The organism is Plantactinospora sp. A48 (assembly GCF_055793945.1).
Genome location: NZ_JBTIXF010000006.1, coordinates 148166 through 162693, shown reverse-complemented (window position 1 = coordinate 162693; position 14528 = coordinate 148166). Strand labels below are relative to the sequence as shown.

At 67.4% G+C, this 14528-nt stretch carries 3 protein-coding genes and 2 pseudogenes; 1 reads left to right on the top strand and 4 read right to left on the bottom strand.

The genetic code is table 11. The features are described 5' to 3' along the window. The first annotated feature begins 141 nt into the window (after nucleotides 1–141). Nucleotides 142–1369 (top strand): annotated as a pseudogene (locus tag ACXN5W_RS05720) (IS4 family transposase). Between the two features lie 330 nt (nucleotides 1370–1699). Here ACXN5W_RS05720 and ACXN5W_RS05715 read toward each other — a convergent pair. From ACXN5W_RS05715 to ACXN5W_RS05700, 4 genes and pseudogenes are all read right to left on the bottom strand, one after another. After that, nucleotides 1700–3094 (bottom strand): annotated as a pseudogene (locus ACXN5W_RS05715) (IS1380 family transposase). 280 nt (nucleotides 3095–3374) lie between these two features. After that, entirely contained in the window at nucleotides 3375–3830 is a 456-nt protein-coding gene (locus tag ACXN5W_RS05710) for a HEAT repeat domain-containing protein (RefSeq protein ID WP_473157080.1), read from the bottom strand. After that, nucleotides 3742–10722 carry a polymorphic toxin-type HINT domain-containing protein gene (locus tag ACXN5W_RS05705; RefSeq protein ID WP_473157079.1) on the bottom strand — a complete coding sequence of 2327 codons (6981 nt, stop codon included), beginning with the start codon at nucleotides 10720–10722 and terminating at the stop codon, nucleotides 3742–3744. The genes ACXN5W_RS05710 and ACXN5W_RS05705 overlap by 89 nt, the downstream gene beginning before the upstream one ends. Before the next feature lie 84 nt (nucleotides 10723–10806). Further along, a complete protein-coding gene (locus ACXN5W_RS05700) occupies nucleotides 10807–14412 on the bottom strand; it encodes a LamG domain-containing protein (RefSeq protein WP_473157078.1) in 3606 nt (1201 codons plus the stop codon). Nucleotides 14413–14528 lie beyond the last annotated feature (116 nt).

Below are 14528 nucleotides of genomic sequence, written 5' to 3'. Positions count from 1 at the left end.
TCATCCGTGACCACACCCGACGGCTCCACGGCCGGCTGTTCCACGATGGTCTCGGTCATCATCTGGCGTCTCTCCCTTGATCGGTCGATCAGCCGTTATTTGTACAGTCCCACTTTGACCGTTTGGGGTCGTTGTAGGGGTGTGCCGCGTGCTGGTCAGGTGAAGTCGTCGGGTGAGCGTTTGTCGGATCGGATCGCGATCGGGGTGTTGACCCGAATGTTTCCGCCGGGGTTGATCGACGAGGTGTTGGCGTCGACGGGCCGGGTGCAGCAGCGGTCACGGTTGTTGCCGTCTCGGGTGGTCGTGTACTTCGTTTTGGCGATGCCTGTTCTTCGGGCAGGGCTATGAGGAGGTGCTTCGGCTGCTGACGCAGGGTTTGCCTGGTCAGCGCCGGTGGGAGGGGGTGTGGCGGGTGCCTACCAGCGCGGCGATCTGGAAGGCCCGGGCAAGGGTGGGCGTCGAACCGTTTCGGGTGTTGTTCGACCGGGTCTGCCGGCCGGTAGCGGCCGCCGACACGGTGGGGGCGTTCTACCGGCGGTGGCGGCTGGTCGCGGTGGACGGCACCACGTTCGACATCCCCGACACCGTCTCCAACGTGGACCACTTCGGGCGTCCCGGCTCGGCCCGTGGTGACGGAAGGGCCGCGTATCCGCAGGCCAGGATGGCGGTGCTGGTCGAGTGCGGCACCCACGCCGTATTCGCCGCGGCGATCGGGCCGCTGGCCACGCATGAACGGGTGCTGACCCTGGACCTGCTGCCCGCGTTGTCACCGGGGATGCTGCTGCTGGCCGACCGCGGCTTTCCCGGCTACGACCTGTGGCAGGCCGCCTGCGCGACGGGCGCGGACCTGTTGTGGCGAACCAGAGCCTCATCGCGGCTACCCGTTGACGCGCAACTTCCCGACGGCTCATACCTGTCGAACATCGCCTCGACCGCCGACCACTACCGCCGCCAGCATGCGATCACCGTGCGGGTCGTGGAGTACACGATCAACGGCAGTGACACCGTCTACCGGCTGATCACCACCATCCTGGACCACACCATGGCGCCCGCTGAAGAGGTCGCCGCGCTCTACGCCCAACGGTGGGAGGTCGAGTCGACCCTCGACGAACTCAAAACCCACCAGGGCGGTCCAGGCATGATCCTACGGTCACAGCATCCCCTCGGCGTCGAGCAGGAACTCTACGGACTGCTGCTGTCACACCACGCGATCCGGACCCTGATGCACCACGCCGCCGCCAGCTCCGAGCACGACCCCGACCGGATGTCATTCACTCGCACTCTCAACATCGTCCGCCGCCAGGTCACCGCCCAGGCGGCGTTTTCCCCCCAGCAGACTCGCCCACGCGATCACCACAACGCTGGCTGAGATCCTCGAACGGCTCCTGCCACCACGCCGCCGGCGCACCAACCCCCGCGTCATCAAACGCAAGATGTCGAACTGGGCACTCAAACACGCCGAGCATGACAACCCGCCCGAACCACCCCACCCGGCCATCACCATCGTCACCGCAACCAAACCCGCACGCACAAAACCGCAGGCGAAGACACCTAACCTCAGTCTTTCGTTTGGCTGTCGGTTCATAGTTGTTTTTCGATGAATGTGATTCGTGTGTTTGTCACTGTTTTGTGGGCATGTTGAGGGCCCGGCGCTCGGCCAGGTTCCTCCGTGTTGCTGGTTGGTGTGTGAGCTGCGGGGTTAGCCGGTGGGTCGGGGTAGCGCGGCGAGGTGGCTGAACGCGCTGGTCAAGGCGTCGGTCCAGGGCCAGTTGACGGCGATCGCGAGGCGGGTCTGGCGGGCGGTGCGGGTGATCCGGGCGGCGACGTGCAGCAGTCGGTAACGCAGTCTCTTGGGCTCGGCGGTGGCCAGTTCGCCGTCCAGGAGCAGGGTTTGGGTCCAGGCGAGCAGGTCGATACCGGTCAGGGCGAGTTGCAGCCATGCCTGGTTGATCGCGAAGACGCGGGAGGGGAACCGGCCGAAGCCGGTGTTCTTGCCGCAGCGGATGCGGTCCTCGACGCGGGCGTGGGCCCGGTGGCGGGCCTCCAGGAATTGGATGCTGCCGTTTCCGGCGGGGGTGTCGGTGGCGACGACCTGATGCCGCCAGCCTTCGATGGTGTCGAACAGCGACAGTTGGGCGCCGGGGTGTGGGCGTTCCCGGCGGACGAGGAACCTCGTGCCGTCCGGCCAGCAGGTGGCGTCGAACAGGCCGGTGATCTCGCAGACCTCGGCATGGTCACGAGGATCGCCGCCGGTGTCGACGGCGGGGATCCAGCCGGGCGCGGCCCGGATCGCTTCCCGGACCGGTTCGGTGATCGCGGCGCCGACACTGAATCGGATGTCGAGGTGCTGATCGCGCAAGGATCGGATGTGGGCGAGGAAGCCGTGGCTGGAACCGGCCGAGTCCGAACGCAGCAGGATCGGGGTGCCATGCCGATGAACGTCGGGGATCTGGGCCAAGGCCTAGTCGACGACGGTGATGTGGTCGGTGGTGTTGGATCCGGCCCGGCCTTCACGCAGCAGCCCGGACAACGCTTCGCCGGTGTTGTCCAGAAAGCACAGTAGCGGATGGAACCCGAACGTCTTCTTCCAGGTACGGGTCGCTGACTCCTTCTCGGAATGACAGATCACGATGGTCGCGTCGATGTCCAGGACCAGGCCATCGACCGGCTGGCCGGCCACCATCGGCCGCGGTAGGTCGCCGCGAACCTCGGCGTGCTGGGCCCAGGCGACCTCACGGGCATAAGCCCGGGCGGAACGCAGCTCGGCCAACACACTGTCGTCGAGGCGGGACAGCAGCCGCCACGCGGTCGGGTCGGACGCGACCGGCCCGAACAGGGCCGGCTGATCCCGCAGCACGGCCAGATCCGCGATGGCCTCACCACCATCAGCCAGCATCACCGCGAGATCGACGGCGATCCGGCCCGGGTCATGCCCGCGCTGAGGCTGCCGCAGCGCTACGAGGGCTTGACTGAACGCACTGGTCAGCCCGGTCGCGTCAGCGAGATCGGCGAGTAGCCGGGTACCGGCATGACCGACCACACCCCGCCCGTCCCCGGCCACCGTGATCTTCGGACGTGTTGCGGTAACCTTCACCCTGCAAGTGCCTTCCGTGGCGGGTTAACAGGACTCTCGACAAGCCCTATTTTCCCTGATCAGAAGGCACTTCTTCGTTATTGCCCAGCCCTTGGACACCCCTTAACGAAGGGCCGAGGCTAAGTAACCGGCATTGGGTCCAGGGCTCCGCAACTCCGGCTCCACCGACACAACAGACCAGTTCACCACTGTCAATGAAGGTTACTATGACGGCAATCGTGACGGCAACATAAGCGCACAGCCCGCAATACCCTACGCCGACCTTAGCCGGCCCGACGCACTAATCCGCAACGCGGCAAAACATCGCTATGTCGTCCATTGCATCCTCAGCCCGACCCCTTACCTGAGGATCCTTCAACAGGCGACGCAAGGCTGGCAAAACAGTCTCTTCATCTATTTTGCCAAACCGCCGAGCTAAATGCCCAAGGGCAGTGGCCGCCACCATTCTCACCTTAGGGTCCGAGTGCCCCGCAAGTCTAACCGCCTCAGCTTCAATCCATCGTCTATTAGTGTGATGCAATGCCAAGCCCGTCAGCACCTCAGCCACCCGTCTCCCGTCACCGCCAGTAAGCACCGACTTGGCCGTAGCTAGATCCGGGTAGTCAGGGCTGTGATATCTAGGCCGCCCTGGTACCGTTCCGCCGCCCTCAACATCCGCCGAATCCAAGAATCTTCCCTCTCCGATTAGCCATTCCCGCCTTAATCGCGGCACTCTGCTGTTTGGGGTTAAGCTCATCCCATGATCTTGCGTGGCCATGGAACACACCGCTATCGGGGTAGGTCTCATCGAAGATCGCAAACTCTCCGTTCGTAGGGTCAACGCCGATACGTCGACTGGAATTGGGGCCGATCTGTACTGATCGAGCAAGCGTTCCTTCAGGATCCATTGGCTCAGCGTTGGCGCTACCTCGGGCGACAACCCCATGCTTAGGGTTCGGTTCCCATCGTAGACCGCTTCCTGAGTCGTCGTTGTGAACCAGCACCGGCGTACTACCGGCTACCACATAGAACGTATGAAGGTCGGTGACGGTGAGGTTGTACATCCACCGCAGACCGGTCCAGGTCTTCACCGCGACCACGGTCTGGGTGGTGCGGCCGTCGGCGTCAAGGAGTTGGTCTCCTGCAATCAGGTCGGCGGCGTCGACCCATGCGTGCCGATTGACGCTCCAGAAGGGGTGAAGCCAGGTCGTGTGCAGGATGGCGGTTGCCCCGCTGGTGTCGTCCTTGACGGTCAGGTCCGCTAGATCCGCGTCGTTGTTCCGATGGACGGCGGTGACCTTCTCGACCGCTGTCACGTCCGCCTCGGGATCGGTGGCCAGTACCTCATCGCCAACCTTGACATCCACGATTGGCTTGGTTGTGCCGTTTGCCATCAAGACCGCCGTGGCGGGATCAAAACTTTTGCGGCATCCCAGGACTTTCCTTACCGGACGTGAGGCTTCTGCAGCTTCACCGAGGACATCGAGCGCACGGCTTGTGGCCGCCACCTCGCCCGTGCCAGCGGTTGCGGCGCCGAAGACAATGTCGACACCGAATTGGCTTACGTCGTACCCTGCTTCAAAGGGTTTTCCTGCTTTCCAATTGTCGTAGGCTCGGCATAGCCCACTCACGAGACATGCCCATGCCGCCTTGCCGGTCGCGCTCGGATACCGTAGGTCCCAGTAGTTCACCTCCTCCACGATGGCCACCAGCGTTTGACGCGGATGCCTCACTGCCGCCCACGCACCAAGCAGACGGTCGGGGACGTACATGTCAGCGCCGGCCTTCATGCCAAGGGCGAAACTCCCGAATTTTTCGGCAGTTGGTTGCCACACGGCCGGCACCAGATAGAAAGTGCCTCCGCCACCATTGCCGAAGTAGTCGTCGAGAGCGTCCTGACACTTCTGGTCACAGACGGAACCTGTTTCCCGGTCCGGGGGAGGCATCAGGCCGGAGGGGTCGGAGGAGGTGACCGGGGAGTTGCCGGCGTAGGCGTAGCCGTTCCACTGCTCCGGATCGGCCAGGTCCATCACCGGGTCAACGGTCACGAACCGGCCCAGCATGGTGTCGTACGGACGGGCGCCCACATTGGTCAACCCGGTCGGGTCGGTGCCGCCGTCGATGGTGCCGCCCACGAAGCCGAGTTGGTTGGGCCAGGCCGGCGCCGCGCCGGTCCCACGCGGACCGCCGTACGGCGTCTGCCGTCGCTGCGTGATCGTCTGGCTTCCCGCGTCCACCGCGATCTGCTGGGTGCCCTGGGCGTCGTTCACCAGCCAAACCGGTTCGGTGCCAGTCTTACGCATCGCGACGGTCTGACCGAGGTGGCTGTAGTACCGGGTGGTCGTCTTCGATGCCGTGCTGGTGGTGTACCGGATCTCGGTCCCGGGCAGGTACAGCGTGGCACCCGTCGAGTCGCGCGCGATGAGCCGGGAGCCGTTCGCGTCGTACAGGTAGGAATTGTTCTTGCCGTTGTCGGTCAGGCCCGTGAGCCGGTTCTCGCTGTCCCAGGTGAGCGCCTGGCTCCCGGTCCCGGTGGGGCAGGTGTTGCCGGTGGCCGTGGGGCTCGGCCGGCAGGTCGTGTTGCCCGCAGCGTCGTACCCGTAGTTCTTCGTCCCGGCCCCGTTGCCCGTCGTGGTCACCGAGGTCGCGGCGTGCGGTCGGGCGGCACCGGCTGCCGGATACCTGGACGTCGCCTGCGTCGTCACCGTGCCGTGTTGGGTCTCCGTGACCCGGTTGCCCACCGACTTGCCCACGGGGTCGAACGACCAGGAGTGCCAGTACGGGGCGGGTCCGCCGAGCCCGGACACCGACGGCGCGGCCTGGCAATCGGCGGACGACGGCGTCCACGCCTCGGTCAGCCGGCGGGCGTAGTCGTAGCCGAAGCACTGGTTGTCCGCGATACCGCCGGCGGGCCTGTCCGCGATGCCCGTGACATTGCCGGCCGGGTCGTAGCTGTAGTTGACGTCGGCGACCGACTGCGGAGCCACCTCCCGGGCCGTCGTGGCCCGCTTGAGCTGCCGGGTGACGTCGTCGTAGGTCCAGCCGCGTTGAAGATAGTGCTGACCCGCCTGCTGGAACGTCACGACGCCCGGCTCGCCGAACGCGGTGTACTCGGTACCGGAAACGTACTGGCCGGCTCCTATCCAATCGGTCTTGACCTTGTCCGCGAGTCCGGTGACCATGTCATAGGTGTAGGTCAGTTGCTCGAAACCCAGCCCGTCGTTCTCGGGGAACTGGGCCACGCCGACGCTGACTCCGTCCGCCTTGTAGCTGCGGAAGTACGTGTACGTGCCGCTGAGTCCGGTCTCCACCGGGGGAATGGTGTAGGTCTCCCCGGTGGGCTGGTAGAGGGCGTTGTAGCCGTTGATGGTGGTCTTGTACTCGTTGGCGCCCGAGCCGGTCCACCGGCTGCTGGAGGCGAGCTGGCCCTTGGCGCCGCTCGGGTCGTACGCCCAGGTGGCCCGCTTGTTGGCCGGAGCGATGGACCCGTCGTATACACCGGTCTTCCGGCCGAGCGGGTCTTTGTACTCGTAGACCAGCGTGTTGTTCCGGGCGTCCTTGGTGGTGGTGAGGTCGCCGTAGTCGTTGAACGTCGATGTGGTCAGGCCCTTGTCCGGGTCGTCCGCCGACGTTTGCCGGCCCCGGATGTCGTAGCCGTACTTCCACGGGTTGCCGGCCGGGTCCTTCACCTCGACCAGTTGGTTCTTCCGGTTGTAGGTGTAGGTGCTGGCGTCGTACGCCCCGCTGGTGGACCCGCCGGAATGTTGCCGCACCTCGACGGTATTGCCCCGGGCGTCGCTGATCGTGGTGGTCGGCGTGCCGCCCTGTGGCGGGGTGACGTACACCCGGTCGCCGCCGTAGCCGGTGGTGGTCCGCCACTGCTCGTCGCCGCTGGTCTTGAGCACCGTCGCGGTGAGCCGGCCGGCTCGGTCGTACTCGCTGACCGTCTGGCTGATGCTCTCCCACTCGGCGATCGACTTGAGCGACGTGCCCGGATTCAGCTTCGGGTCGTGGTGGTTCGCGTTCGTGTAGGCGGTCCGGCCGGCGGCGTCGTACACGGTCTCGGTGAACACGGTCCCGCCGCCGGACGCGGCGGGCGCCTGGGTCTGTCGGGGTCGCAGCAGGCCGTCGTAGAGCGCGTACGAGGTGACGTAGTTGCCCTCGGCGTTCAGGGTCTTGGTGGTGACCGCGTTGACTCCGCCGGTGTTGCGGATCGTGTAGACGTACTCGATCGAGGGTGTGCTGGACGGGTTCGCCGGGTCGATGCCGATGGACCGGTTCGGCAGCCACACCTTTCGCAGCCGGCCCAGGCCGTCGTACCGCAGGTCGGTGATCTTCCCGTTCTGGTCGGTGGTCCTGGTCGGCACGCCGAGCGTCGGGGACAGCTCCTGGGTCGAGATCCAGCCGAGCTGGTTGGTGGTGGTGACCTTGGTGACCGGCCCGCCGGTCTTCGGCGTGTAATCCACCGTGGTCGTGTTGTTGCGGACATCGGTGGTCCCGGTGGCCCGGCCGTACGGGTCGTACGTCGACGTCGCGGTGGTCAGCCAGACGGTGCCGGACGCGGCGGTCCAGTCCTTCAGGACCTGCGTCTTCCTGGCGTCGCCCTTGGTCGGCTGCTCGCCCGACTCCTGCTTGTCGTAGAAGGTCCGGGCGTCGCTGATCACATCGTCGGTGCTGGTCGGGTTGGTCCCACAGGGCAGCGCGTACACCTCGATCCGACCGGTCAACGACAGCAGGTTGAGGTCGGTGTTACGGGCGTAACTGGTCTTCGTGCAGGTCTGGTCGTCGCTCCTGGCCAGGTCGCCCTGGTCGGTGGTCGTCGCCGCCATCCCGTACTCGTCGAAGGTGTTGTCTTTGCGGGTCACCCGCCAGCCTCGCCCGCCATCGAGCTTCACGGCGCTCCACGTCGTCTGCGTGCCGGTGTACCGGGCGTACGTGGTGGTGTCCCCCATGTCGCGGGTGGCGGTGGGGCCGGACTGCCAGCCCTGGCTCGCGGTCCGGGACACCACGTCGGTGTCCACACCGTTGTAGACGGTCTCCGACCGGACCTGGCCGGCGAGCGCGTTGTCGTCGTTGACCTGGGGCGCGTCCGCGGCATCCGCCGTGTCGCCGTCGCCGTTCAGGTCGATGGCCGGCAACTGTACGCTGCGCGTCCCGCTGGTCGGCGACTGCTTGTCGCCGTGCATGCCCCGGTAGTACCGGGTCTCGGTGAGGGTCTCCTTGCCGTCGGTACCCTTGCGGACCCGCAGCCGGGCGTAACCGCGGTAGTCCGACCAGGTTCGGAACTTGTCCTTGGTGAGCCCGTCGTCGTCCGCGTGCCGCCAGGCCGCCCCGTCCAGATACTCGTACGAGGTGATCACATCGGTGGCGCCACCGGTCCAGTCGGACTCGATGACCTGCTTGACAACGTACGTGTTGAAGTAGTCGGTGACCGTCTTCTTGGTGTACGGGTCCTCGGTGAGCACCGGGTAGCAGCGCAGGCTGTTCGTCTCCGGCGACGCGGGCATGACGCTGTCCTTGACACACTCGGGATTCGAGTAGACCACCGAGATCTTGCCGCCGGTCTCGGTCCAGATGACGCCGAGCCGCATCCAGAACATCGGCGGCTTGCCGTCGTTGGTCTGGTCGACCCGGTTGGGCCGCTGCACCCAGTCGAAGTTGATCTCGGGGACGCTCGCCGACTCACCGATCGGCCCGGAGTGCTGGATGCTGTCCAACCACATGCCGTCCCGGGAGCCGTCGCCGTTCGGCGGGAAGTTCTGGTTGAGCGTCCAGGAGTCGACATCACCGGAAACCCCGGCGACCCGTGTGGTGATCTTCGTGAGGCGTCGCTTCGACCAGAACGTCGGCCAGTACTGTCCGTGGCAGTCGGCGCCGGTGCACTCCTGGTCCCACGGCACGTCCGGCCAGTGCGCCTCGTCGTGGGTGGTGCAGCTCGACACGCAGCGGTCGGAGGTGGTGAACAGGACCTGGCCGACCGGCGTCACGGACCGGTCCCCGGTGCCACGGTCCCAGGTGCCGTAGTCGATCCGGGTCAGCGTCGAGGCCCGGTCGTACGTCACGTCGTCCGAGTCGGTGACGTTGGCCGCGTACTTGTTCGTCTCCTTGCTGTACCAGTACGACATGGTCCCGCCGTGGGTGTCCACGACGTAGTCCAGGTTCCACCGCCACGCCTGGTCACAGTGGGCTGCGGCGAACGACGAGTTGTAGCAGGGTTCCTTCAGGTGGTTGCCGTAGACCCGGACGGTGTTCGTGGAGTTCGTCGCGGAACCCTGCCCGGGCAGGTCGTCGAGGCCGAAGTAGTACTGCGTACCGTCGGCGGTGGTGACCTTCCAGTGCTCGCCGTTGTCGTCCCCGTTCGATGCGCCGGCCAGCTTTTCCACCTTGGACGCGTCGTCGTCCTTGAGCCGCCAGGTCCCGCTGGCGCCGTCCCGGACGAGTTCGGTGGAACTGCCGTTGAGCGAGAGCACCGCATTGTCGGTGCCCCAGCACAGGTCGCCGACCTGGTCGTTGTTGGTGGCGCCGTTCGCGGTGTCGTCGGCGCAGGACACGTACCGGCGCTCGATGAAGCCGGGCGCGTATTCGAAGCCCTCACCAAGCCAGGACGGCTGGTTGTTCGAGGCGTCGCTGCGGCCGTCGACGTTGCTCGACGAGTACGACAGCTCCACCTTCGGGGTGAGGCCGGGCGCCGGGGGCACCCGGACCGGGTACGACCAGGAGAAGTTGCCGGTCGAACCCCCGGCCGACCAGGTGGACGACGCCTGCAACGGGGTGGCCCGGTAGTCGCCGGTCGGCCCGCTCGGGGCCGCCTGCAGGGCCACCAGGGCGGTAAAGTCAGCGGCCTCGGCGGTGGCCGAAGGGGTTCCGGCGGCCCGCAGGTCGACGTCCGCGGTGACCCGGTGGTGCTTGACGTCGTTGTGGCTGGCCAGCGGGGTCGGCGCACATCCACCGCCGGTCTGGTTGGTCGGATTGGCCAGCGCGCACTCGGGCAGGGCCACCAGCCGGAGCCGGGTGGACCAGTCCGCGCCGAACGCGCCCGCGAAGCCGCTGTAGTCAACGGCGAGGCTTACCCGGCCGGGGGCCGCGGCGGCATCCGCCCGTCCGACCCGGAGCAGCAGGGAGTCGCGGAGGCTTGCCGGTGTTTTCGCCCGGTCCAGGACCTCTACTCGGGCCCGGGTGACCGGCGCTCCTTCACTCCTCGCCGCCGTGCCGCCCGACGTTCCGGCCGGCGCCAGCCAGACCGGCGTCTTCCCGGCCCGGACCGGCCCTGCCGGCTTGGTCGACCGGGCCGAGCCACCGGCGGCAGCGGCCGGCGTCGCCCCGAGGGCGACCTCGGCGCTTTCCGGCGTAGGCCAGCTCGCCGCGCTGGCCGGTCGGCCGTTGGCACCCTGCGACAGGTCGGCCGGCCGGGGCTTCGGAGTGACCGGCTTCGCGGTGACCGGCTTCGGCTGGGTCACCTTCAGCCGCAACGGGGTCGCCGTCGCCTGCTCCGGCATCGTGACCAGCAGTGACGCCAGCACGAACAGGACCACCGCCCCGGCCAGGCCCGGACGGCGTGCCCGGCGCAGCCGCCGCGACCAGAACCGGATCGCGCGGCGGACCCGGCGGGGCACTCCGGCCGGCCGGACCTGCCATGGACGAGCGAGCATCAACGACCTCCGTCGTCAGGGGTTTCACCAGGAAGCTCGGGGTGGGCGCGGAGACTCCGGTCGGGCCGCCGCCGCGCCCGTCGATCAGGAGTTGTCGTAGAGGGCCCTGGCCTCGCGGTCCGACATCGCACCCGCATAGACCCGGACCTGGTCAATGTCGCCGTGGAGATAGTTGCCCCAGGCCCCGTTGCCACCGACATAGAGCGGCTGCGGGGAGGCAGCACCGAGGACGCCCGTCGCCACCACCTGCTGACGCACACCATTGACGTAGAGGCGGACCTCGTGAGAACCAGCGTCGAAGACACCGACCAGGTGGATCCACTGGCCCAGGTCAGTCGCCGTCACCTTGGCGTCGGACTTCGTCGAGGCCCAGGTCACTCCCCCCACACCGTCCGGTGTGGCGACCGCGAAGGACAGTTCGCCGTACTGGTTCAGGTACAGCTTGCCGGCGCCCTCGGCCGAGTTGGCCGCGCCCTGCCGGACGAACACCTGGTCCTGACCGGTGAACTCCGCCACGCGAACGGCGGCGGAAACGGTGAAGGACTGTCCGGTGTTGACGACCGGGCCGCTGGTGGCGGCGTAGCCGGTCTTGTCGCCCGTACTGCCGTATCCGTCGGGCTGTGGGTGGTTCAGCCAGAGAGCCTCGTTGTCGTCGTGGCCGTCACCGGTGAAGCCGACGTTCTGGGCTGCGGAGTACGGGTCGGTGCAGCCGTACAGGGTCAACCGGTTTGCCCAGGGACCACCGCTCCGCACCGAACCACAGCCGGCTGCCAACGCGCCGTTGAAGTCCCAGGAGGCCACCGGTACCGGTGACAGGACGCCAGGGGTCTCCGGCGTACCGGCCGCAGCATCCTCGTCGGTGCCCCACAGGTCGTCCGTGGTCAGGACCCGATTCCAGACCCTGACGTCGGTGATCTGTCCGCGCCACTTGACGGCCATGTATGGCCTACCACCCGGCTCGGTGTACTGGCCAGCACCGATGACCACGGGCCCATCGGCCCTCCAGGACAGATTTCGTTGGACCGCGCTGCCAGCGAGTTGGCCGTCGACGTACAGCTTGATCTCTCCGGTGTCGACGTCATACGAGCCGGCGAGATGCGTCCACCTGCCGACGTCGCTGGTAACCAGGGGCTTCGCTGAGTAGGCGTGGACCCACAAGCCCTGCTCGACGTCGCCCCCTGGCAAGGAGAAGGACCAACGTGGAGCTCCCGCGACGAACCGGTATCCGAGGTAGAACGGGCTGAGCTGGGTACCCGACTTACTCACCGCTGTCCAGTTGCCGGTTGGCAGATCCGGATCCGGGTCGCCGGGATCGGAGTCCGCGAGACGCACCCAGGCGGAGGCGCTGAACGACCTGCTGGTGTCCAGCGCCGGAACGCTTCCGGACAGGTACTGGTTCTGATCGAAGGACGCGGTGCCTTCGCCGATGATGCGGCTGTCGGTCGCCCAGGTCACCGTCCCAGTGGGGGTGAGGCTGGTGCCGCTGACCAGGTCCTTGAAATTGTGTCCGGCAATCGTGTCGAGGGGCCAATTAGCGACAGCGGGGGCAGGCCGGTCAACGAGAAAGCTGTAGGCGTTGGTGTCGCTGCGCTTGTTGGCCTTGTCGAGGCTGTAGACCTCGAGCCGGTTCAGGCCGAATCGCGGCGGCGTCAGCGTCACGGCGTACGAGCCACCCGCGGCCACGGTCACCGTGGTCAGCGGTGCGGTCTGCCCGACCCAGCCGTAGACGTACTTGACCACGTCCTGCGCGCCCGCGGTGAACGTGAACGACCCGGACACCCCCGGCCCGCCGTGCGCCACGCCGTCGGCGGGGTAGGCGGTCGACGCCACGCCGGGCATGCCCGGCTTGGAGACGTCGACGGTGAACGCGCACCAGGCGGTCCGCGCCGACTCGACGCCGGCGGCGTCCCGGGTACGCACCCGCCACTGGTACGTCTTGCCCTCCGCCGAGCTGCCCAGGGTGATCGTGCCGGACTCGCCGTAGTTGTTGCCCGGCTTGGTCTGGCCGGTCTTGGCGACGATCGACCCCGACGGCAGCTCCTGGTACTCGAAGTAGCCCACCAGGCTGTCGTTCTGGGCGTCGCCGTCCCCGTAGTACGCCTTCAGCACGGGCGAGGAGGTGCCGATCGTCGACCCACACGCCTGTCCGGACGTCCGCAGGTCGGTCGGGGTCGAGGGTGGCGTGTCGTAGGTGACCTCCAGCCACGCCTTGTTGGGGTAGAACTTCTTCCACCGGTCCTGCTCCGACTCCAGGTCACCCGAGCTGTTGCAGGCGCACAGCCCGACCGTGTACGTCGGCCAGTTGCTGTTCACCCCGAGTTGCACGTCGTCCTTCAGGGTGGAGCTGGAGAACTCGGCGTCGGTGTCCGGCTGCACCGATCCACAGCCGCCGGCCTCGTTCGCGTTGCCCTCCCACGAGTCCAGCCACTTGGTGCCACTGCCGGGCATCGGTCTGGTCGACCAACCCATCCGGCCGCCGCTGGACACCGTGATGGCGCCGACCCGGTAAAGGTGTACCCAGGTGGGCGTGCAGGAGAACGAATGGTCCAGGGTCACCCGGACCGTGGCGGCCAGCACCTTCTTGCCACGGAACGCGCTGAGCGGGAAGTCGTAGTACGACCGGTACAGTTCCCCGTTGCCGTCCTCCACGTACGGCTGTCGGCCGACCCGCGCCGCCGTGCTGTCGTTGTTCTCGCCGTTGCTGGTCGAGTACGCCCACCGGTTCCGCAGCTTTTCGAGCGTCGGATCCACGAACACCGGATAGGTCAGTCCCGGATCCGCCAGCAGTGCGGCGTCCGGGGTCACCCGCAGTTCCCCGCCCGATGCCGCCACCGCCACCGACGCGGTCCGGGCGGTCACCGCCGGCTCCACCGCCGTGGACCGCTCCCCCGGCTGAACCCGGCCGGCCGCTCGCGCCGCGGCCACCGCCGGCAGCACCTCACCGGCCCGCGCCGGGTCGTCCGAGGAGTCCCACATGGTCGCCGGCGTCGAGGTCGCCACCACCGCGCCGGATGCCGCGACCAGCCGGATCTTTCCCGCACCGTTCGGGACCACCCGCATGTCGCCACCGGTCCGGTACCGCAGCGACCGCACCGCCGGGTTCGCCGCCGCCCGCGCGGACAGCAGTTCCACCACGTGGGTGTAGCCGTCGGCGGTTGCCGTCACGTGCAGGTTCACGTCCGGCAGGACGTTCCGGTAGGTGGCCGTCCCACCGTGCACCTCGGGAGCCGGCAACGCGCCGAGCGGCCAGGCCAGGGTGAAGGTCGACCCGCTCTCCCGCCAAGTGACCAGTGGGCCCGAGCCGCCCGCCGAGAACGTCAGGTCCGCCGCCGAGGCCACCGGTGCGAGCCCGCCGGCGGCGGGACGCAGGTTGGGATCGATGGTCGCCCACGACCCGTTCGGCCGGCGCACCCGCTGTGGCACCACGGACGCCCGCAGCGTCCGCGTCCCGGACGGGTTGACCAGCACCTGCTGGTACTCCGTCCGAGCGCTCAGATCCTCGATGGACCGGCCGCACGCCCCGGCCAGCCTGCCCGCCGCGGCCGGGTCCGCCGCCTCCGTCTTTCCACAGTCGACGGAACTGGCCGAGGTCGATCCGGGCTCCGCGCTGGCCGCAGGCCCACCGGCCAGTGCGCCCAGACCAGCGATGCCGGTGATTATCGCCATCGCGCCGACACCCAGCCGTCGCATGTTGAAGCCCATCACCCACGACCCCCCGAACCCAGCAATGAACACAAGCGGTATGGACACCGTCACGGAACGCGCCGGCGATACATTAAACGATCTTTCAGATTCACGTAAAGCGC